We start from the raw sequence: 22,435 nt of genomic DNA on the forward strand, positions 1-22,435 counted from the left end.
GCCCGGCTACACTCGGCGCTGGGCTACCATTCGCCTAACAACTACGCCCGGCAGCTCAGGACTGCCGCCTGAAACGGCTTCATGGCGTCCGTTTTCAGGGAGCCAGATCAGACACCCCCGCGACCCCAACCCGACCGCCCTCTGACAGATTTCGGTGGCCTGTCACCCACGGAGAAGAAAAAGAAGATCAAAAGCAAAAGCAGCCTGTAAGGCCGCTTCATCGCGCCCTGTAGAGCCGAGCCATGCTCGGCTCGCGAGCAAGCGAAGCGTCGCGACCCGCTTTTGATCTTCTTTTTCTTCTCCGTGGGCGGACGAATACGGAATGTGTCCGTGGCCGGGCAGGTGGGCTGTGCAGGGGCGTGAGCCGCATGGATGCGGCGACCGAGCTTACATGGACGTACTTGCAGCGGCCCCTGCGCAGCCCACCTGCCCGGCCTCACCGACGAACTGCTTCACGCGCCACCCACGAGGGGCTGCGCCGTTGGCTGCAATCAGCCGCGATACCGGACCAGCAACTGGCTCATCAACGCCCGCAGCGCCGGTGGTTTCACCGGCTTGGCCATCATCCCCCAGCCGCACTCGGCCGCCATCTCGCGTAATCCCGCATCGCGCTCGGCGGTCACCAGCACCACCGGTGGGCGTGCCTGCCACGTCGCGGCCAGCGTCTCGTACAGCACCGGTCCGTGGTGGTCGCCCATGCGTACATCCAGCAGTACCAGCTCCGGCACCGCATCGGCGGTGGCGGCCAGCAGCGCGGCCTGTGGTCCATCGGCCAGCACCACCTCGCAGCCCCAGCGTTCCAGCAGGGCGCGGCTGGCCGCACAGACGTGCGGATCGTCGTCGATCACCCACACCCGGCAGCCGCGCAGGGGATTGTCCGCAGCGGGCTCCTGCACCAGTACCGGCGCGGGCGCGGTGGCGGGAATCGCGCTGGCTTCCCCGAACGGCACGCCTACGGCGAATACGCTGCCCTGGCCCAGCTGCGAGCGTAGCCGGATCGGGTGGCCGAGCAGGCGCCCGATGCGGTCCACGATCGCCAGCCCCAGCCCGGCACCGCGTTGCTGGCCATCGTGCAGGCGGCGGAATTCCTCGAAGATCTCGCCCTGCAGCGCATCGGGAATACCCGGTCCCTGGTCGTGCACCTCGATCCACAGCAGGCCACCACGGCGACGGCAGCCCAACAGCACGCGGCCGCGTTCGCTGTAGCGCAGCGCATTGGACAGGAAGTTCTGCAGGATGCGGCGCAGCAGCGCTTCATCGCTGACCACCACCGCAGCGGTATCCACCCAGTCCACGCGCAGCCCACGCGCCTGTGCGCCGATACCGAACTCGCGCGCCAGCGTCTGCAGCAATGGCCCCAACCGGAACGCCTGCACCCGTGTCGGCAGGCTGCCCGATTCCAGCCGGGCGATATCCAGCAGGCTGTTGAGGATCGCATCCTGCGCGGCCAGCGCCGCGTCGATATGGTCGGCGGTCTGCTGCTGTGCCGGATCGCCGAGCTTGCCGCGCAGCACCGACACGAACATGCGCGCGGCATTCAGCGGCTGCAGCAGATCGTGCACCGCCGAGGCCACGAAGCGGGTCTTGTAGCGGTTGGCCTGCTCGGCTTCGCGGCGGGCTTCGTCCAGATCCTGGGTGCGCTCGGCCACGCGGTGTTCCAGCGCATCGGCCAGCGAGCGCAGCTCACGCGCTGCGTTCTTGTAGCTGGTGATATCGGCATAGCTGGTGACGAAGCCACCATCGGGCAGCGGGTTGCCGCGGATCTCCAGCACCGTGCCGTCGTCCTTCTCGCTCTCGCGCATGTGCGGGCGGCCGCTGCGCAGATGGGTCAGGCGGCGCTCGATGGCCTCGTCGATCGGGCCAGGGCCCAACAGGCCACGACGTGCATTGAAACGGAACAGTTCCTCGATCGGGCGGCCCACCCGCACCAGCCCCGCCGGGAACCGGAACAATTCCAGATAGCGCGAGTTCCACGCGACAAGACGCTGTTCCTTGTCGATCACCACCACACCCTGCGGAAGATGTTCCAGGCTGCGGCTGAGGCCGCTGTCGGCATCGGTGGCCGCTTCCAGCAGCCCGTCCTGGGCGGTGCGCAGCTCCTGGGCATGTTGCTTGAGCAGCGTTTCCAGCTCGCGGCGGCTGCGCTGGCGATGCTTGGACAGCCGTCGCCGCTGCTGCACGAACAGCACCAGGAAGCCCAGCGCCAACCAAGCCGCAGCACCGGCCACCGCGGCGCCGCGCCCGGCGCTGGTAGCGGCGCCGGCGTCATGCAGCAGATGCAGGCTCCAGTCTTCGTCGGGCAGCGGCAGGGTCTGCCACAGCATCGCCTGCGGCAATGCCGGGTCCAGCAGGCGCACCATGCGCCCGCCATCGGCCAGTACATCCTGGGTTCGTACCCGCAGCGGCTGCAGCGAGCGGTCGGCGTACTGCCGTGCGGCACGCATCTCGTTGCGTTCTTCCACGCCCAATGGGCGCAGCAGGCGGTAGCGCCAGGCATCGCGGTTGGCCAGGAACACCACGTCGTGGTTGTCGCTGGCCAGCACCACGTCGGGGCTGCTCAACCATTCCTGCTCCAGTGCGGACAGCTCGATCTTGATCACGATCACGCCGATGCGCCGGCTGTCCGCATCCAGGATCGCCTCGGACATGAAGTAGCCGGGCACGCCGGTGGTCATGCCGATGCCGTAGAAGCGGCCACGGCCATGGGCCAGTGCCTGCTGGTAGTACGGCCGGTAGCTGTAGTCCTCGCCGACGTTGCTGGTGGGCTGGTCGAAATTGCTGGCGGCCACGGCCACGCCATCACGGCCGACCAGGGTCAGGGTGGAGGTGCGGGTGACCTGGTTGGCGCGTTGCAGCTTGTGATTCAAGCGCTGCTGCTCGGCGGGCGAGGGCGGCACCCGTAGTGCGTGCTGCAGGTCCGGATCCAGCGCCATCACCTGCGGCAGGGTGCCGAAGCGGTCGATGCGCTGTTGCAGGCCTTGCCCATACAACTGCAGCTGCCGCTGCACCTGCGCGCTTTCAGTGGAAAGGGCGCGACGCCAGGCGTAGTGGCCTGCGGCGACCGCGCACAGCGCGGTGCCGCCGACCATCACCAGCAGGGTCAGCAACAGCTGGCGGTGGCGGCTGAGCCAATACATGGCGGCAGTCTACGCAGGGCCGGCGGGCGTGGCGTGCACGCCCGCCGGGATCTGACACGTGGAAGGGATCAGAAGTGCATCTGCGCGCGAAGTTCGAAGATCTCCGGGGTGCTGCGCACACCGCGACGGCTGGCATCGACCTTCACGTAGTTGGCCTGGAACTTGAAGTGACTGGTCAGGTACCAGTTCGCACCCACGGTCAGGTCGTGCTGGCGACCGCCAAGCACGCTGCCGTCATCCAGGTCCAGGCGGCTGTAGCGGGCGACCAGTTCCACCGCGCCGTAGTCGTGCGCCGGCTTGATGTTGGCCACCGCGCCGGCGTTGTACGGGCGCGATTCGCCGGTCAGCACCCAGCTGGCCATCGCGTACTGGCCATGGCCGGTGTAATCGGGCTTGCCGTCGTTGCGGGTGACCGTGGCCTGCAGTGCTTCGGCCTGCAGCGAGAACGGGCCGCGGATCCAGATGCCTTCCAGGCCGGTGCGGCGGATCTGGTCGGCAGTGACCAGCGCGCCGGAGTCGACCAGGCGGATATCGGTCAGGCCGGCTTCCGGGCGCGCACGCAGGCGTGCGCTGGCCTCGTGGTGCACGTCGCGGCCATCGCTGTAGCCGCGCGGGTTTTCCTGCGAATAGGCCAGGCCCAGGTGGATCACATCGCCCGGTGCCTTCACCGGGGTCCAAACCGCACGCACCGCCTGGGTGGTGCCGGGGTTGTCGCCCTGCAGATCCTTGCCGCCATAGGCGCCGGCCTGCAGCAGGTACTGCGGACGCTCCAGCACCCATTCCACACCGGTGCGGCGGCCTTCGTAGAACGCCTGCACGGGCAGGGCGGTTTCCAGGAAGCTGCCGGCACGCGAGGAGGTGCCTGCATCCAGGCCGACCGGGGTCTTCATGTAGCCGAAGCGGAAGCGGCCGACGTCACGGCCGAAGAAGGCCTTGCTCTCGAAGCGCACGAACACGTCCAGCCAGGTGTCGGCCTGGAAATCGTAATAGACCATCGCGTCGTACACGCCCTTCTTCTTCAGGGTCGCGCCGAATTCCTTGCGGCGTACCGCATCGTCATCGTCGATGCCGCTGCCGGAGGAGAAGTCGTTGTAGTCGTAGGCGATGTTGGCGGTGGCGGCCAGCTCGGTGCCGTCGCCGAAGGTGTACTTGGTCGGCCAGTTGTCGAAATCGGCAGCTGAAGCGAAGGCGGGAAGCGCGGCCAGGGAAAGGGCGAGCAAGGTGGGAATCGGGCGCATGATGGTGCGGCTCTCTCAGATTGCGTGTGGACAGGACAACAACGGCCGCAATGGCCGGAACTTTCGCAATGACGCGCCCGGCCGTTCAGCTCGGGCCACCGGCGTCCCCGCGATCTGCGGTGCGGCGCCAGTGTAGGCACCACCGCCAGCTGAACCGGGGGGCTAGTACCAATAGGTTATCTGCGCGGCGGTGCCTGGCGCGTACAAAGGCGTCCATTGGTCGCACCCCTGTGCATGCCGGCAGGGGCCACGGTCAGTTTCCACGGTATCGGCTCCCGTGCACTTCCGGGGCCGTACGTGCCTGAAAAACGCCCCTTCCGGAGTCCGCCATGCACATCCCGACCGCCCCGGCGCTGCCCAGCAAGCCGTTGCCGCTGTACCGCCAGCTGTATTTCCAGGTGATCGTGGCGATCGTCCTGGGTGCCGTGCTCGGCCACTACGAACCGCTGATCGGCGAGAAGATGAAGCCGTTGGGTGATGCCTTCATCAACCTGGTGAAGATGATCATCGCCCCGGTCATTTTCCTGACCATCGTCACCGGCATCGCCGGCATGACCCACCTGCGTACCGTGGGCCGGGTGTTCGCCAAGGCGATGGCGTACTTCCTGTTCTTCTCCACCCTGGCGCTGATCGTCGGCATGATCGTGGCGCACGTGGTGCAGCCCGGTGCGGGCATGAACATCAACCCGGCCGAGCTGGACCAGACCGCGGTACACAGCTACGTCGAGAAGTCGCATGACCTGACCCTGGTCGGCTTCCTGATGGATGTCATCCCGAAAACGCTGATCAGCGCCTTCGTCGACGGCAACATCCTGCAGGTGCTGTTCGTGGCGGTGCTGTTCGGCATCGCGCTGGCCTCGGTGGGCGAGAAGGGCAAGCCCATCCAGAACTTCCTGGAAGCGCTGGTGGCCCCGGTGTTCAAGCTGGTGCACATCCTGATGAAGGCCGCCCCGATTGGCGCCTTCGGTGCGATTGCCTTCACCATCGGCAAGTACGGCGTCGGTTCGCTGGTCAACCTGGCCTGGCTGGTCGGCTCGTTCTACCTCACCGCTTTCCTGTTCGTGGCGGTCATCCTGGGCGTGGTCTGCCGGTTGTGCGGCTTCTCGGTGTTCAAGCTGGCGCGCTACCTGAAGGCCGAACTGCTGCTGGTGCTGGGTACATCGTCGTCCGAATCGGCGCTGCCGTCGCTGATGGAGAAGATGGAGCGCGCCGGCTGCGCCAAGTCGGTGGTGGGCCTGGTGGTTCCCACCGGTTATTCGTTCAACCTGGACGGCACCAACATCTACATGACCCTGGCCGCGCTGTTCATCGCCCAGGCCACCAATACCGAGCTGACCCTGGGCCACCAGATCGCGCTGCTTGCGGTGGCGATGCTCAGCTCCAAGGGCGCAGCCGGCGTCACCGGTGCCGGCTTCATCACCCTGGCCGCCACGCTGGCGGTGGTGCCGGAAGTGCCGGTGGCCGGCATGGCGCTGATCCTCGGCGTGGACCGCTTCATGAGCGAATGCCGTTCGCTGACCAACTTCATCGGCAATGCGGTGGCCACCGTGGTGGTGTCGCGCTGGGAAGGCGCTCTGGACCGCGACCGCCTGAAGCTGGCGCTGGATGGTCGCGAGAGCGAACTGCCGCCGCCGGTCGATGCGGTGCCGCTGGCGATGGCCGACGCGCTGCCGGCCAAGAGCTGACCCAGGTGTGTGGTACTGCGGGGCCGATCACGACAGTGGTACGGCCCCGCAGCGTTTCAAGCCGACCCATGGCTGTCATCAGCGGCGTCGATGCTGAGGCTCTGCTACGGTGACATACGGGTCTGGATTGTGCGGTCGCAGCATCACTGCGACAGCATAGCGACAGGTCCGAGCGCTCCAACGGGGGTATGATCCCCTGTCCCTTCTGCCCATTCATGTAACCCACATCGATGTCCAACGAAGATTTCAAACAGGCCGCCCTCGATTACCACCGGATGTCTCCTCCGGGCAAGATCAAGGTTTCCGCTACCAAGCCCATGCTGACCCAGCGCGACCTGTCGCTGGCGTATTCGCCGGGCGTGGCATATGCCTGTGAAGCGATCAAGGCCGACCCGCAGCAGGCCAGCGAGCTGACTGCGCGCGGCAACCTGGTCGCGGTGATCTCCAACGGCACCGCCGTGCTGGGCCTGGGCAACATCGGCGCGCTGGCCGGCAAGCCGGTGATGGAAGGCAAGGGCGTGCTGTTCCAGAAGTTCGCCGGCATCGATGTGTTCGACATCGAGGTGGACGAGAACGACCCGGACAAGCTGGTCGACATCATCGCCTCGCTGGAGCCGACCTTCGGTGGCATCAACCTGGAAGACATCAAGGCTCCGGAGTGCTTCATCGTCGAGCGCAAGCTGCGTGAGCGCATGAAGATTCCGGTGTTCCATGACGACCAGCACGGCACCGCGATCATCGTCGGTGCGGCAGTGCTCAACGCCATGGCGATCACCGGCAAGAAGATCGAGGAAGTGAAGCTGGCGACCACGGGCATGGGCGCGGCCGGTATTTCCTGCGTGAACATGCTGGTGCAGCTGGGCCTGAAGCCGGAAAACATCCTGGCCTTCGACCGCGAGGGTGTCATCCACACCGGCCGTACCGATCTGGACCCGGAAAAGCTGCGCTACGCACGCGACACCGACAAGCGCAGCCTGGCCGAGATCGTCGATGGCGCGGACATTTTCCTGGGCCTGTCGGCACCGGGCATCCTGACCGCAGACATGGTCAAGACGATGGCGCCGGACCCGGTGATCTTCGCCCTGGCCAACCCGACCCCGGAAATCATGCCGGAGCTGGTGCGCGCCGCGCGTCCTGACGCGATCATCGGCACCGGCCGTTCGGACTACCCGAACCAGGTCAACAACGTGCTGTGCTTCCCGTACCTGTTCCGCGGTGCGCTGGACGTTGGTGCGACCGCGATCAACGAAGAAATGAAGATCGCCTGCGTGCGCGCGATCGCCGCGCTGGCGCGTCGTGCAGCCACCGACATGGGCTCGGCCTATGGCGGCGAGACTCCGAGCTTCGGCCGTGAATACCTGATTCCGCGTCCGTTCGACCGCCGCCTGTTGGTGGAGCTGTCCGCGGCCGTGGCCCAGGCCGCGATGGATTCGGGCGTGGCCGCACGCCCGATCGCCGACATGGAGGCCTATCGGCAGAAGCTGTCGCAGTTCGTCTACCGCACCAGCCTGATGATGAAGCCGGTCTACGATCGCGCGCGCAGCGACAAGCAGCGCGTGGTGTATGCCGAAGGCGAAGAGGAAGTGGTGCTGCAGGCGGTGCAGAACGTGGTCGACGATGGCCTGGCGCACCCGATCCTGATCGGCCGCCCGGACGTGATCGAATCGCGTATCGAACGCCTCGGCCTGCGCCTGAAGATCGGCGAGAACATTGAAGTCACCAACATCAATGACGACCCGCGCTTCAACGAATACTGGCAGTACTACCACGGCCTGACCGGCCGTCGTGGCGTGACCGTGGCCGCGGCCAAGAACCTGATGCGTTCGCGCCCGACCCTGATTGCCGCGGTGATGGTGGCCCGTGGCGAAGCCGATGCGATGCTGACCGGCATCGTCGGCCGCTTCCACAAGAAGCTGGGTTACGTGCGCAGCGTGCTGCCGCTGGAATCGAAGGTCACCTCGACCTCGGCGATGACCGGTGTGATCAACCAGCAGGGCGTGTTCTTCTTCGTCGACACCCACGTGCAGGAAGATCCGACCGCCGAGCAGCTGTGCGAAGCCACCCTGCAGGCGGCGTACCGCATGAAGCTGTTCGGTGTCGAACCGAAGGTGGCGCTGCTGTCGCACTCCAACTTCGGCAGCCACGATTCCAAGGATGCGCTGAAGATGCGCCAGGTGCGCGAGCTGCTGCTCAAGCGCAATCCGCGTCTGAACGTGGATGGCGAAATGCAGGGCGACACCGCATGGGATGAAGCCCTGCGCCAGAAGCTGCTGCCGGGCTCGACGCTGCAGGGCCGCGCCAACCTGTTCGTGCTGCCGAACCTGGAAGCGGCCAACATCGCCTACAACCTGGTGCGCGTGTTCACCGACGGCGTGGCGATCGGTCCGATCCTGATGGGCGTGAACAAGCCGGTGCACATCCTGACCACCAGCGCGACCTCGCGCCGGATCTTGAACATGACCGCGATTGCCGCGGTGGATGCGCAGATCAGGAAGCAGCTGGAAGCGGAAAAGAAGGCGTAAGCCTTCTTTCCCACTTCCGCTGCCCACGCATTCTTCCTCTACCCCCGCCTTCGGCGCGCCCCTTCAACAAGAAGGGGCTCCTGGTCGGAAGAATGATGGCGCTGGCGCGGTTGGACGTCGCGCAAATGAAAACACCGGGCATTGCCCGGTGTTTTCATTTGCCGCAACGGCCGCCGAACCTGCCACACGCGCTACGCAACCCGGTCATTCCCCTGCAACGCCACTACGGCTCAATACGCCCACGCGGCCCGGCCGTGGGAAGGGACCGGACCGGCCTTCCCACCCTGGGCCCGACCAACTTTCCTTGAATCGGCGAGGGTGCCATGCGCAATCGAGTGACGCGTCGTTACTTCCAGCAGCTGTTCGCGTTGTACGCCGGTATCGTGCACTCGCGCTGAGGCGTCAGCCGGCCACAGTGCAGAGATCACACGGGTTGTGGGATCGGGTAGCGCCGGGCCATGCCCGGCGGGCGCGCAGCACGGCGCTTCCTGCATTCCGCCGGGCATGGCCCGGTGCTACCTGTCAGCGCTTGCCGCGTCGTGCCGGGGCCGGCGGCGGGGCCTCCGAACGCGGCTTGGCGTACTCGGCCCACAGCGCCGGCAGCGCCTTACCGGTGTGCTTCTGCCACAGTGCCGGTGCGTAGCGTCCGTCGCGCAGGGCCTTGTCCAGTGCCAGCACCAGCCCGGGGTGCGCCGCATCGGCCCACTTCAGGAACGCGCCGGTCACCCGGTAGCCACTCTCGGCGGTCTGTCCCTTGCTCACCTTGTCCGGCAGCGCCCACCCTGCAGCGGCGTTGTTCATGCCGTAGCGATCACGCGCGTAGTCGGCGATGCCCTCCACCAGCCAGCCCGGCGCACGCTTGTCGCCGTAACCGGGGTAGCCCTGCACGATGTGCATCGCCTCATGGGTGACCAGGTCGATGTCATCCGGATGCTGGGCCAGCCAGCCGGGATTGATGGTGATGGTGCTGGCCTTGTCCTTGTCACCCACGTAGGCCACGCCGTTGTAGGCCGGATCGATCACGATGCGCACCTCGTTCGGCGCCCCCGGACGGAAATCCGCACGCTCGCGCAGATAGGCGAAGTAGAACGTATCGATGATGCGCTTGCGCACCGGGGCGGCCAGCGCACCGGCAGCGTCCTGGTAATACAGCGTCACCCCGTCCCGGCTGACCTGGCCATCGAAGGCCTGGGTCTGCGGCTGGGCGTGGCTGACGGCGGGGAGGGCAAGCGCAGCAAGAGCGGCAAGAGTGAGGGGGAGCAAGCGTAGGTGCATGGACGTCATTGTACGGGGGAGGGTGCCAGCAGTTCGATCTCGGCCAGCTGCAGGCGCCCAGGCGCAGCCAGGCGCAGACGGTACTCGGCGTAGCGTGAGGGCGAAGCGATACGGAACGGGCGGGTCTGACGGGCCGAGGTGAAATCCTCTCCGCGTCGCTGGTCCAGCGTCACCCAGTTGCCCTTGCCGGCACGCGCTTCCAGCACCCACTCGCCGCCGCTGATCGTGCCGTCGCCGCTGGTCAGCGTGTACATCGTCGGCGCGCCATCGCCCACAGGCCTCAATGCGATGGTGGCACCGCCCCCCAGTGGCACCGCCGTGGTGGCATCGTCATCGACCAGCGCCGGCAGGGCACGTCCATCGGCCAGTGCAGCCTGCGCGCCGGTACCGAGCAGGTCGTGCAGCATCTGCGGTCGCTCGCCGCGCGCGGTCAGCGAGCGCGGGACATCGTCGGCACCGCTGCCCCAGCGCGAGGGCTGCGGGCCCATCACGAAGTCCAGGGTCGCGCCCTTGGCGATCACGTCGTGCGGCACCCAGGTCTTGCTCCAAGGCTGGCCGTTGATCTTCAGCGACTGCACGTACACGTTCTGCGGCGAATTGTTGGCGGCATTGACGGTCAGCACGGCGCCGCCCTGCAACTCCACACGGGCATGTTCGAACGCAGGCGAACCGATCGCGTATTCCGGCGAACCCATGCGCAGCGGATACAGGCCCAGCGAGGCCAGTACATACCAGGCCGAGGTCTCGCCGTTGTCTTCGTCACCCGGGTAGCCCTGGCCGATCTCACTGCCGACATACAGCCGCGACAGGATCTCGCGCACGTGCTGCTGGGTCTTCCACGGCTGCCCGGCGTACAGGTACATCCACGGGATGTGGTGCGCCGGCTGGTTGCTGTGGGCGTACATGCCCATGCGCACATCACGCGCTTCGGTCATCTCGTGGATGGTGCCGCCATAGGAACCGGCAAAGGCGGCATCGGCCGTTTCCGGCGTGGCGAAGAAGGTATCGAGCTTGGCGGCCAGCTTGTCGCGGCCACCGTACAGTGCCGCCAGGCCTTCACCATCGTGGGCGGCGGTGAAGGCGAACGTCCAGCCGTTGGATTCGGTGTAGTCGTGGCCCCACACGCGCGGGTCATAGTCCTTGGCCTGCAGGCGCCAGCTGCCATCGGGCCTGCGTCCCTGGAAGAAGCCGGCGGCCGGGTCGAACATGGTGGCGTAGCTGGCGGCGCGGTAGCGGAAGTACGCGGCCTCGGTGGCATAGCGTTCGCGCGCGGCAGGCGTTGCTGCACGCTTGGCCAGCGCATCGGCCATGTTGGCGATGCCGAAGTCGTTGAGCGCCCCTTCCATCGTCCACGACATGCCTTCGTGCACATCGGCGCTTGCATAGCCGCGGAAGGTCGAGCGCTGCATGCCCTTGCGGCCGACATGACGATCCGGTGGCACCACGGTGGCGTTCTTCAGTGCTGCCGCATAGGCCTCCTGCGGATCGAAGCCACCGATGCCTTTCAGCCACGCATCGGCGAAGGCAACATCGGAACTGGTGCCGACCATGAGGTCCGCATAACCGGGCGAGGACCAGCGCGCGATCCAGCCGCCGGCGCGGTACTGCTCGATGAAGCCCTGCACCAGCTGCCCCGCATCTTGCGGGGTGAACAGCGCATACGCCGGCCAGGTGGTGCGGAAGGTATCCCAGAAGCCGTTGTTGACGAACACCTTGCCGTCGCGCACCGGTGCGAAGCTGCGCGTGGCGCTGCCATCGGTGTTGTTGTCCTCGGCACTGGCCTGGCTGGCATAGCGCCAGTCCGGTGCGGTGGCGGTGCCGGCATTCTCGTGGCCGGAATTCGGGTACAGGTAGAGACGGTACAGGCTGGAATACAGCGTGGTCTTCTGGTCGTCGCTGGCCGTGCCGATATCGAATCGGGCCAGGCGCTCATCCCATGCATCCTGTGCACGCCCGGCCACGGTTTCCAGCGTATCGGCGGCGGCGATCTCGAGTGCGAGGTTGTGCCGCGCCTGTTCGATGGAGATCAACGAGGTGGCAATGCGCATCGTCACCGTGCGTCCCTGCGCGGTATCGAACTTGATGTAGCCACTGGGGCGGCCGGTGTCGATGCGGCCACTGCTGCGCCATGGCCTGTCGAAGCTGGCCACCACATACATGCGGGTAGCGCCGTTGGACAGGCCGCTACGGGTGTCGGTGTAGCCGGACAGGGTCTGCGTGGCGGCGTCCAGGGTCAGTCCGCCACGTGCATCCACGTTGTCGAACAACAGGTTGGCATCACCCCCTGCCGGGAAGTCGAAGCGGAACAGTGCGGCGTGGTCGGTCGGTGCGATCGCGGCGGCGATGCCATTGTCGAAGTGCACGTCATAGCGGTAGGGGCGGGCGCTCTCGCGGGCACGGTCGAATGACAGCGCACGCTTGCTGCGGTCGGCCTCGGGAACACCGCGGGTGGCCGAGGGCATCACCTGGAAGGTCTGGCGGTCGCCCATCCACGGGCTGGGCTGGTGGCTGAGCGCCAACGCCTGCAGCTGCGGCCGGTTCTGCGCATCGTTCTGTTCATTCCAGCGGTACAGCCAGTTCAGCGCACCGGCATCGGTCACCGGCGTCCAGAAGTTGAAGCCATGTGGCACGGCCGTGGCGGGGAAGTTGTTGCCGCGCGAGAAGGTGCCGTTGGCCTGTGTGCCACGGGTGGTCAGTACCCAGTCCGATGCGCGCTGCGGTACCTGTCGTGGCTGTGCGTCCAGCCGCACATCGTCGATCCAGCCGGCCACGGGCGCGCCATCGGCGCTGGCCACGGCCAGTTCGATGGCCCGTACGCGGCGGCCCATCAGTGCCGGCACATCGCCAAGGCGCACGGCCTTGCGCGCCCACTGCTGCGGATACAGTGTCTTCGATTCGCCCTGCGCCTGGGCCCCCAGGGCGATGCCGTGCTGGTCACGCGCGGCGCTGGCGGACACGCGGCTGCCATCGTCCAGCAGCAGGTCCAGCGACACATGCGTCGAGGCCACCGTGTCGGTGCCGACGATCTCCGGCAGCACCAGCCAGGACAGCGTGGTATCGGCTTCGATCAGCAGGTCGGTCTTGAACAGTTCGCGCTGGGCCTGGCCGCCCTTGCTGCTGTAGCGCAGGGCGTGCAGGCCGCTGTAGCCGACATTGCGCTTGGCGGCATACGGCGCGGCGGGGCCGCGGCCGATCTCGACCGCGAGCGCTGCTTCGGCCGTGGTGGGTACCGGCTGGCCCGGTTCAAAGGAGGTCTGCAGGCCTTGCGCCAGCACCGGCGTCGCAGTGGTCGCGCAGGCAAGGGCCAGGGCGAGCGGAAGCAGGGCGCGGCGCGGATCGGACAAGGTCATGCAGGGTCTCCAACAAGGCAGGCGGCAGGCAGAACCCGCATCAGCGTGCGCTGCAGACAGCATCGCCCGGCCCGCTGCGCTGGCAGCGGTGGCAGGCGATGCAGGTCTGGTGGGGGACAGGCCGTGCGATCGGGTCGGAATGGCAATCGGTCCGTTCAGGACCTGGGCCGATGCTGCAACAGCTCGCGGCGCGCTGACAAGTGCCATTTAGTTCGATCCAAATGCGGAAAATACGCCGCTGGGCCGGTATCCGGCGGGAAGCCCTTGGATCGATTGAAGAAATCGCCGTGGCCGGCGGCGCCAACCCGACGCCCACGCTGTGCAGGATCGGTGCGGTTGGCCCGCTGCCCTGTTGCAGCGCAGTGCTGGCGTGGCCCAGATGCTAGAATCGCAGGCCTCGCAATCCGTTCATCGACATCTGCCATGAGCCATACCGCCACCGCGCCCGCCAACGCCGAAAAGCGCTACACCGTGCACCGCAGCGATCTGCCGCTGAGCTGTCCGACCCCGGAAATGGCGCTGTGGAACTCGCATCCGCGGGTGTACCTGCCGATCGAAGACGAGCCCAACGGCGAAGCGAAGTGCGCGTACTGCGGCTCCGTGTTCGTGCTGGTCGACTGACCAGAGGCTCTCCCCGATGCGCCGATTGACCGTGGTGCAGTTGCTGCCGGCGCTGCACTCCGGCGGTGTCGAGCGCTCGACCCTGGAAATTGCTGCGGCACTGGTCGCTGCCGGCCATCGCGCGCTGGTGGTGTCGGCCGGTGGCCGCCTGGTGCAGCCGCTGCTCGACAGCGGCGCCGAGCACCTGACCCTGGATATCGGCCGCAAGTCGCTGCTGACCCTGCGCCACCTGCCGACCCTGCGCCGTCTGTTCACCGAAGTCGGGGCGGACATCGTTCACGCCCGTTCGCGCCTGCCTGCATGGCTGGGCCTGTATGCGATCCGCGCGATGCAACCGGCCCAGCGCCCGCGCTGGGTGACCACCGTGCACGGGCTCAATTCGCCCAGCCGCTACAGCGCGGTGATGACCAGTGGCGAACGCGTGATCTGCGTTTCCAACAGCGTTCGCGACTACGTGCGCACGCATTACCCCACCGTGCCCGACAGCACGCTGCAGGTGATCCCGCGCGGCGTTGATGTCAGCCAGTTCCCGCGTGTGGCGCGGGCTGACCGGCGGCCACGGCTGGCACTGGCTGCCGACTACCCTTGGCTGGCCGGGATCGACGGGCCGCTGTTGCTGCTGCCCGGCCGCGGCACCCGGCTGAAAGGCCATGCGCATGCGCTGCAGCTGCTGGCCGATGTCCGCGCGGCCGGGGTGCCGGCGCAGCTGTGGATGCTGGGCACCGATGAACCCGGCCGTGAAGCCTACGTGGCGGACCTGCGCAGGCAGGCAACGCGGCTCGGCGTGGCAGAGGCGGTGCACATCAGTACACCTACCGCACGCATCGCCCAGGCCTATGCTGCCAGCGATCTGGTGCTGCAGCTGTCGGACAAGCCGGAAGCCTTCGGCCGCACCGTGGTTGAAGCGCTTTCGGTAGGCCGTCCGGTGCTGGGCTGGAACCATGGCGGCGTTGGCGAACTGCTGCAGCAGCTGCAGCCCGAAGGTGCGGTGCCGCTGGGCGACGCGCAGGCCCTGGGTGAACGTGCGCTGGCCCTGCTGGCGCAGCCGCCCTCACTGCCCGCCCGTATCCCGTTTACCCTGCAGGCCATGCAGCGCGATACCCTCCGCCTCTATGCCGACCTCGCCGGCTGACGCCGCACCGCCCCTGCGCGACGAACGCGCCGGGCGCTGGGCGCCCTGGTGGGTGCTGGCCTACGTTGCGTTGTGGCCGCTGCCCGGCATCGCAGAAACGGTATTGGGCCTGGGCGCGCTGTATGCCGCCGCACGCATGGTCATCCGCCGCGTGCAGCATCGTCCGCTCCTGTTGAGTCCGGCAGCGTGGGCACTGACGTCCATCCTGTTCCTGGGCTACTGGCTGCCGCAGGCGCTCTCGGCCTTTGATGCGGTCGACCCGTCGGCGGCGTGGACCAAAGCCGCTGCGGGGCTGCGTTATCTGCCTTTCATGTGGTTGGTGGCCATTGCCGTGGCCACACCGCAAAGGCGCCGCCTGACCCTGGGCGGGCTGGCGCTGATCACCGGGCTGTGGACACTGGACGCGCTGGTGCAGGCCGTGGCCGGTACCAGCCCGTGGTTCTGGTCGCTGCAGGAAATCAAGCTTGCCATCAGCGGGCGTGCACTATGTCCGGCCGAAGAAGCCGCATTGGCCGATCGCCTCAGCGGTGCGCTGGGGCCGTGCAACCTGAAGTTCGGCCAGGTGCTGGCCAGCCTTTCGCCGTTCCTGGTGCTGCCCGCCGTGCGCCGCTTCGGCACGCCGGGCTGGTTGTTGGCGGTAATGGCGGTGGGCGTGGTGGTGTTGCTGGCGGGCTCGCGCGCATCGTGGATCACCTTCGGTCTGGTCGTGCTCTACAGCGGCGTGCGCCAGTTGGGATGGCTGCGGCTGGGCATGCTGGCGCTGGCTGCACTGCTGGGTGCCGGCGTGCTTGCCACCAGCGTGCCGCAGCTGCGTGATCGTGTGGCGCGCACGGCGCAGGCCTGGGAAGGCGGCGATGATGGCGTCGAACAGGCGCTGTCGGGGCGCGCGCGGATCTGGTCGGCGGCGCTGTGCATGATTGAGGAACACCCGATCAACGGGGTGGGTGCACGTGGCTTCCGCGACGCCTACCCGCAGTGTGTGGCCGCGCAGGGGACGGCGGTGTGGGGTGATGCCCCGGCGCTGCACGCGCACCAGATCGTGCTGGAAATCCTTGCCGAAACCGGCGTGCTGGGGCTGCTGCTATCGCTGGCAGCTGCGGCGCAGGCGTGGCGCGCTTGGCGCTTCGCACCCGCAGCCGCACGTGAGCGCGCGCGGCCGGCGATGCTGGCACTGGCGGTCACCGTGTTCCCGTTCAATACCCATCTCGCGTTCTATTCCGCGTTCTGGGGCGGCCTGACCGTGCTGCTGGCCGCGCTGTTCGTCGGCACGTTGTTGTCGCGCGAACCGGAAGCATCGCCCGACAGCCGGGCGCAGTAGATCCACGCCATGCGTGGATGAAGCTTTCCCGAGGCGGCAACACGCCATCGGCCGATGGTGTCACTGACGCATTGGCCCGACGCTATGCCGATGGCCAGCCCCCGCCTCCGCTACGGTCGGTACTCCAGCACCGGCAACGTGTACGCATTGACGACGGCGACGTCGGGGCGGCAACGCTTCTTCTCCGATGTTTCCAATGTTGCCTTGCTGGTGGACACCCTGCGCTTTGTCGAACGTAGCGGCTTCAGCCACAGCCTTGCGTGGGTGGTGATGCCCGACCACCTGCATTGGCTCATGGAGCTGAAGAAAGGAACGTTGGCCGAGTGCATGTCTTTGCTCAAATCCCGTAGCAGCCGCCTGTTGAATCGACATCTCGGCCGTCGGGGCGCGTTGTGGCAGCACGGGTACCACGACCATGCAGTACGGACCGATGAAGCCCTTCATGAGAAGGCCAGGTACATCCTGGCCAACCCGGTCCGGGCCGGGTTGTCATGCACTGTGGGAGAGTATCCACATGCATGGTGCCGATGGCCGCTGTAGACCCCGGTACCTGTCCGCAGAGCATCCACGCATGGCGTGGATCTACTGCAGAAGCCGGCCAGTAGATCCACGCCATGCGTGGATGGGATGAAGCCACCGGAACCGGCAGTAGATCCACGCCATGCGTGGATGGGATGAAGCCACCGGAACCGGCAGTAGATCCACGCCATGCGTGGATGGGATGAAGCCACCGGAACCGGCAGCAGATCCACGCCATGCGTGGATGGGATGAAGCCACCCGAACCGGCAGTAGATCCACGCCATGCGTGGATGAAGTGGATCAAGCCACCGCAACCACCGTGTTACTTGTAAAAATCGCTGCGTCCGCCGGGCTGGCGCTTGAAGCGACGGTGGATCCACAGGTACTGGTCCGGTGCCTCGCGCACCATCTGCTCGATGGCTTGGTTGACCCGCGCGGTATCGGCTTCCACGTCCTCGCTGGGGAAGTTCTCCAGCGGTGCGCCGATCTTCAGGAAGTACTTGCCGCCTTCGCGACGGTGGAAGTACGGAATCACCGCGCAACCGGTCATGCGCGCCAATTGGTGGGTGGCGGTGATGGTGGATGCGGTATGGCCAAAGAACGGCACGAATACGGTGTCCTTGCCGCGCATGTCCTGGTCCGGCGCGTACCACAGGAAGCCGCCCTTCTTCAGGTGGCGCACGGTGGCACGGATGTCTTCGTTGGCGTACATCGCCTTGGCGTAGCGCAGGCGGCCAAACTTCACCGCCCACTCGTACACCGGGTTCTTGTGCTTGCGGTACATGCCCGACAGGTCGACGTAGTCGCACAGCAGGCGGCCGCACATTTCCAGGGTCATGAAGTGGCCCGAAACCAGCAGCACGCCGCGGCCTTCGGCCTGCATCTGCCGCAGGTGCTCCAGGCCTTCGATCTGCACATGCGGGCGGATGCTGGCGATGCTGCCCCACCAGGCGCGGATGCACTCGAACACACCCACACCCAGTGCGTCGAAGCTGTCGCGCACCAGGCGCTGGCGCCACGCTTCGTCCTTTTCCGGGAAGCACAGCGTGAGGTTGACCTCGGCGGCGCGGCGGCGGCTGGCGAGCAGGCGCCAGCTGACCCAGCCGACGCCACGGCCCAGTGCCCGCTGCAGCAACCAGGGCAGGCGGGCAATGGCGAAGGCGCCGAACATGGCGGCGAACATCGGCCAGTTGCGGGGATCGCGCAGCGACGGACGGACGGCGGTAGAGGCATCGGACATGGGGCCATTCTACCAACCCGGCCGCGTGTCTTTCCCGGGGGGCTCCCGTATCCTTGCCGCATGCGCAAAGACCCTGTCGAATGGATCCTGCGCGGCCTGTATTCGGCCGTGCTCTACCTCCTGCTGCCGATCACCGTGTATCACCTGGTCTGGCGGGGTTTCCGGGTCCGCGAGTACTTCCGGCGCTGGGATGAGCGCTACGCCTCCTACCCGCAGCCGACCGGGCAGCCGAGGGTCTGGCTGCACGCGGTGTCGGTGGGCGAGGTCAATGCCGCCGCGCCGCTGGTCAATGCGCTGCGCGAGCAGCGTCCGGATATCCGCTGGGTCATCACCACCATCACCCCGACGGGCTCGGAGCGGGTACGCGCGCTATGGGGCGATGCCCTGGACCACGTGTATCTGCCCTACGACGTGCCGGGCAGCGTCAATCGCTTCCTGGGCCACTTCCAGCCCAGCCTGGCGCTGATCCTGGAAACCGAGCTGTGGCCGAACATGCTGTTTGGCTGCCGCGACCGCCGCATCCCGGTCTACATCCTCAATGCCCGCCTGTCGGCGCGCTCGCTGCGTGGCTATCGCGTGCTGGCCGCACTTATCCGTCGTGCGCTGCGCACGGTCACCTGCGTGGCGGCGCAGTCGCAGGACGATGCCGCGCGCTTCGTGCAGCTGGGTGCGGCGCCGGAGCAGGTGCAGGCACTGGGCAATCTGAAGTTCGATATCGCCACTCCCGACGTGCAGCCTTTCATCGAACAGTTCCGCGCCCATGTGCCTGCCTCGCGCCCGGTCTGGATTGCAGCCAGTACCCATGAAGGCGAGGAGCAGGCGGTCATCGACCTGCACCGTCGCCTGCGCCAGCAGCATCCGGATCTGCTGCTGCTGTGGGCACCGCGCCACCCCGAGCGGTTTCCCCGGGTCGAGGCGCTGGCACGCGAGCAGGGCTGGAACGTGGCCACCCGTCGCGCGCAGAAGTGGCCGGTGGCTGGCTGCGATGTCTTCGTCATCGACACGCTCGGCGAGCTGATGCCGTTCTACGGCTGCGCGCAGGTCGCCTTCGTCGGCGGCAGCCTGCAGGCCATCGGTGGACACAACCTTCTGGAACCGGCCGCCATGGGAACCGCTGCGGTGACCGGCCCGCATCTGCACAATTTCGCAGAGATCTCGCGGCGCATGCGCGAGGCCGGGGCACTGCTGATCGGCGAGGACGCGCAGGCCGTGGGCGACCTGCTGCTGCACCTGCTCGACGATGCGCAGGTGCGCGAGGACATGGCGCGTGCTGGCTGCACGCTGGTCAGCAATGGTCGTGGCGCGCTGCAGCGGACGGTACAGCTGGTTTCACCGCATCTGCCGCCTCCGCGCAGCTGACAGTACGCCGGCCGCCGCATGGCCTGCACCGAACGGCGCGCTGCGCGCCTGTCGTGATCACCTGCATCAAGCCTGCTTGATGGTGCTCGGTCTGTCGTAGGCGCCCCTGTTCTGCCCTCGGCGGCGTGCAAGCCATCACATCATGGTGGCGTTTGCACAGATTCCGATTCCGCATCCCGCGTCAGGCTGCCAGCCTGCTGTCGACCACGCTTGGGCGACATCAAGGGAGCTTTGAATGATCGGCGACAACAGGGATGCACCACAGGCCAGCGCGGAGACCGACCGGCTGGGTACCGATCACCTGTGGGTCGTGGCGGTGACGCTGCTGATGGGCGGCAGTGTCATCGCGCTGGTGGGCCAGTACACGGCGGCGCGGGCAGGCCCGGCCATTGTCCTGAGCCTGTTGCTGGCGGCGCTCGGTGCCGCGCCGATGCTGTACTGCCTGCGCGAGGCGATGCGTCGCACGCCGGGGGCCTCCGGCCTGCATGGCCTGCTTCGCGCCGCCTGGGGCAAGCCGGTGGCCGACCTGCTGGTGATGGCCCTGCTGATTGAATTGACCGCCACTGTCGCCGGCCTGGCGCAATCAATGGCGCGCCATCTGTATGCCGCCGGCGTGGTCGTGGACGCAGCGCCCGCGCAGTGGATGCCATTGCCACTGGCGGCGTCGATCATGCTGTTGCTGCTGGGCATTGCCACGGCGCTGCTGCGCACGCCACGCGCACTGCTGCTGGCGAGCGCGCTGCTGGCGGTGAAGCTGGGTATCGGCCTGCTGTTGTTGCTGCTGGCCGCACGCCACGTGCACTACGCGCACTGGATTCCCTGGCTGCCCTCGGCCACCGCGCCCTATCGCTTCGGACTGGGAGGTGTGCTTGCGGCCAGCGTGCCGTTGCTGGGTGTGCTGCTGGGTGCCGGCTTGCTGGCCGGGTTTGCCGGGGTGCTGCAGCGGCCCCGCTCACAGGTTTCGCGGACGGCTGGCGCGACGGTGCTGGCGGTGATGGTGTGGTTGATGCTGCTGGCTGCCCTGCAGTCGGGTCTGGTCGAGTTTTCCGCACTGGCCAGCACGCGCCCGCTGTCGGTGGCCCTGCAGGGGGTGCCGCAGCTGCAATGGCTGCTGCCGCTGTTGCCGTTGGCCGGTGCGGCGGGGCTGGCGGCACTGCAGGTGGTATCGCTGCTGTTGGCCGCGCGGCTGGGGCTGGAAGTGTGGCTGCCCCGTTCGGATGATGGCAGCGACCACGCGGCCGTGGCGGTGACGATATCGCTGACCGTGTTGGCGGCAGCACTGGCGGTGTCGCTGACGGAGGGATGGTTGCCGCAGCTGCCGGGCCCCACGGGCCTGCTGGTGCTTGCCGCGGTGTGCCTGGGCGTCGCCCGCGGCCCATGGCATGCCACGACTGCACATGCAAACCGGGCACTCATCGCCAATGTGCTGGCCCCCCTGGCGACGGCGCTGTGCCTGTTGCCGGCGGTCATGTCCCGCATGTTCGTGCCGATGCTGGTGCTGCTGGCGGTGCTGCTGGCGGTCCAGTTCCTGCGTCAGCGTGCAGGGCGCGCGGGGTAGCGCCACGCCATCGGTGGCCATGCCATCGCGCAACGAAAAAGCCACCCGTGCGGGTGGCTTTTCGAGGGGATCCACGCTTCAGCGTGGATGCGCCATCCAACCTCAGTTCGAGGTCGTGGTCGTCGCCGGGTTGCCTGCATCCAGGGTCAGCAGGCGGTTGATGTCCTGCAGCTCGGCAACATCCAGGGCGCCCAGCGACTGGCTCAGCAGCAGCCGGTTCTGCAGGAAGGTGTAGCGCGCCTGTGCGTAGTCCAGCTGTGCGGAGAACAGGATGCGCTGGTTCTGGATAACGTCCAGCACCGTGCGGGTGCCGACTTCCAGGCCAACCTGCGATGCGTCGTAGGCGCTCTGTGCGGAGACCACCGCCAGGCGACGGGCTTCCACTTCGCTGATGCCCTGCACCAGGGTCTGGTAGGCATTGCGGGTGTTGCGGTCCAGCGCGCGCTTCTGCTGCTCGTAGCCATCCTGCGCGATGTCACGCTGGGCCAGGGCCTGGCGCACGCCGGACTGGGTGGCGCCACCGGCAAAGATCGGCACGCTCAGGGTCAGGCCGATGCTGTTGGTACGCGCATCCGGGGACAGCGAGCCTGCGCCGACGCTGTCGCCCCAGGTTGCACTCTTGCCCCAGCTGCCGCCCAGCGACAGGGTCGGGTAGTGACCACCACGGGCGGCCTGCACACCGGCTTCAGCGGCGCTGACCTTCAGTTCCTGCGCCTTCAGCGCCGGGTTCTGGCCGCTGGCCTGGGCCACCAGCTGGTCGATGTTGCCACGGTTGGCCGGCACTTCCGGGCGGAAGTCGGCCGGCAGGCCCTTCAGGTTGACCACCGGCTGGCCGGTCAGTTCGGTCAGGGCCTGGTAATTGTCGGCCAGGGTGTTCTGCGCAACGATCGCGTTGGCACGCGCCTGGTCGTACTGCGCGCGCGCTTCGTGCACGTCGGTGATCGGCGCCAGGCCCACTTCCAGGCGCTTGTCGGCGAAGTCGAACTGCTTCTTGGCGGCCGCTTCATTGGTCTGTGCGGCGTTCAGCGATTCGATCGCCACCAGCACGTTGAAGTAGGCGGCCGAGGTGCGCACGATCAGATTGTCGTTGGCCGAATCCAGGGTGAAATCCGCCGCCTTGCTCAGCTCGCGCTGCGAACGCAGGTTGTTGATCTGCGTCCAGTTGAACAGCGTCTGCGAACCGTCGATCGTGTAGTTGCGGCGCTTGCTGGTGACGGTGCCGGAGTTGGCATCGTGGTCGGCTTCGGTGCGGGTGCGGCTGAGCTGCGCCTGGCCGTTGATCTGCGGCAGCAGGGCAGCACGCGCCTGCACGGCGCCTTCCTTGTCATACAGCCGGGTGGATTCGGCGGCGGACAGCTGCGGGTCGCCATTGCGCGCCATTTCGTAGACCTGCAGCAGGTCGGCAGCATGGGCGGACAACGGCAGCAGGGCAGTGGCCAGCGCAACAGCGAGGGATCGGCGGATCATTGCGGCTTCCTTG

Annotated in this window: 14 protein-coding genes; 8 read left to right on the forward strand and 6 right to left on the reverse strand. The window is 67.2% G+C overall.

All coding sequences use genetic code 11. The features are described 5' to 3' along the window. Positions 1-491: 491 nt before the first annotated feature. On the reverse strand, positions 492-3,137 hold the full coding sequence (locus ACVOLJ_RS16355; RefSeq protein WP_481564608.1) for a hybrid sensor histidine kinase/response regulator: 2,646 nt from the start codon (positions 3,135-3,137) through the stop codon (positions 492-494). Between the two features lie 68 nt (positions 3,138-3,205). Next, a complete protein-coding gene (locus ACVOLJ_RS16360) occupies positions 3,206-4,375 on the reverse strand; it encodes an OprO/OprP family phosphate-selective porin (RefSeq protein WP_481564609.1) in 1,170 nt (389 codons plus the stop codon). A 329-nt stretch (positions 4,376-4,704) separates the two neighbouring features. On the opposite strand from ACVOLJ_RS16360, the gene ACVOLJ_RS16365 reads away from it, so the two are divergent. Together ACVOLJ_RS16365 and ACVOLJ_RS16370 are read left to right on the forward strand one after the other, a co-directional pair. After that, entirely contained in the window at positions 4,705-6,060 is a 1,356-nt protein-coding gene (locus tag ACVOLJ_RS16365; RefSeq protein WP_475278234.1) for a dicarboxylate/amino acid:cation symporter, read from the forward strand. Positions 6,061-6,290: 230 nt separating this feature from the next. Next, entirely contained in the window at positions 6,291-8,582 is a 2,292-nt protein-coding gene (locus tag ACVOLJ_RS16370; protein WP_481564610.1) for an NADP-dependent malic enzyme, read from the forward strand. A gap of 522 nt (positions 8,583-9,104) precedes the next feature. On the opposite strand, the gene ACVOLJ_RS16375 is transcribed toward ACVOLJ_RS16370, so the two are convergent. Together ACVOLJ_RS16375 and ACVOLJ_RS16380 are read right to left on the reverse strand one after the other, a co-directional pair. Further along, positions 9,105-9,866 (reverse strand): basic secretory protein-like protein, encoded by a 762-nt coding sequence (locus ACVOLJ_RS16375; RefSeq protein WP_481564611.1) that lies wholly within the window; start codon positions 9,864-9,866, stop codon positions 9,105-9,107. After that, positions 9,863-13,207: a GH92 family glycosyl hydrolase gene (locus ACVOLJ_RS16380; protein ID WP_481564612.1), complete on the reverse strand. Its 3,345-nt coding sequence runs from the start codon at positions 13,205-13,207 to the stop codon at positions 9,863-9,865. The genes ACVOLJ_RS16375 and ACVOLJ_RS16380 overlap by 4 nt, the downstream gene beginning before the upstream one ends. Positions 13,208-13,630: 423 nt before the next feature. Here ACVOLJ_RS16380 and ACVOLJ_RS16385 point away from each other — a divergent pair, with 423 nt between their 5' ends. The 4 genes from ACVOLJ_RS16385 (at position 13,631) to ACVOLJ_RS16400 (ending at position 16,818) form a co-directional block, all read left to right on the forward strand. Further along, the gene (locus tag ACVOLJ_RS16385) at positions 13,631-13,828 is read left to right on the forward strand and encodes a zinc-finger domain-containing protein (RefSeq protein WP_475278230.1); all 198 of its coding nucleotides are present in this window, start codon (positions 13,631-13,633) and stop codon (positions 13,826-13,828) included. Between the two features lie 16 nt (positions 13,829-13,844). Continuing rightward, complete coding sequence (locus ACVOLJ_RS16390; protein ID WP_481564613.1) at positions 13,845-14,960, forward strand: glycosyltransferase; 1,116 nt, start codon at positions 13,845-13,847, stop codon at positions 14,958-14,960. Beyond that, entirely contained in the window at positions 14,941-16,278 is a 1,338-nt protein-coding gene (locus ACVOLJ_RS16395; RefSeq protein WP_481564614.1) for an O-antigen ligase family protein, read from the forward strand. The genes ACVOLJ_RS16390 and ACVOLJ_RS16395 overlap by 20 nt, the downstream gene beginning before the upstream one ends. A gap of 90 nt (positions 16,279-16,368) precedes the next feature. Then, positions 16,369-16,818, forward strand: coding sequence for an REP-associated tyrosine transposase (locus ACVOLJ_RS16400; RefSeq protein WP_475278227.1), 450 nt, complete (start codon positions 16,369-16,371; stop codon positions 16,816-16,818). 302 nt (positions 16,819-17,120) lie between these two features. Here the strand turns inward: ACVOLJ_RS16400 and ACVOLJ_RS16405 are convergent, their stop codons facing one another. Further along, positions 17,121-18,038: an LpxL/LpxP family Kdo(2)-lipid IV(A) lauroyl/palmitoleoyl acyltransferase gene (locus ACVOLJ_RS16405; RefSeq protein WP_475278226.1), complete on the reverse strand. Its 918-nt coding sequence runs from the start codon at positions 18,036-18,038 to the stop codon at positions 17,121-17,123. A gap of 60 nt (positions 18,039-18,098) precedes the next feature. Here ACVOLJ_RS16405 and waaA point away from each other — a divergent pair, with 60 nt between their 5' ends. Next, positions 18,099-19,397: a lipid IV(A) 3-deoxy-D-manno-octulosonic acid transferase gene (waaA, locus tag ACVOLJ_RS16410; protein ID WP_475278225.1), complete on the forward strand. Its 1,299-nt coding sequence runs from the start codon at positions 18,099-18,101 to the stop codon at positions 19,395-19,397. A gap of 235 nt (positions 19,398-19,632) precedes the next feature. Further along, a complete protein-coding gene (locus tag ACVOLJ_RS16415; protein WP_481564615.1) occupies positions 19,633-20,955 on the forward strand; it encodes an amino acid transporter in 1,323 nt (440 codons plus the stop codon). Between the two features lie 102 nt (positions 20,956-21,057). On the opposite strand, the gene ACVOLJ_RS16420 is transcribed toward ACVOLJ_RS16415, so the two are convergent. Next, positions 21,058-22,422, reverse strand: coding sequence for a TolC family outer membrane protein (locus ACVOLJ_RS16420; RefSeq protein WP_475278223.1), 1,365 nt, complete (start codon positions 22,420-22,422; stop codon positions 21,058-21,060). Positions 22,423-22,435: the final 13 nt, after the last annotated feature.

This window comes from Stenotrophomonas sp. STEN046, assembly GCF_056759755.1.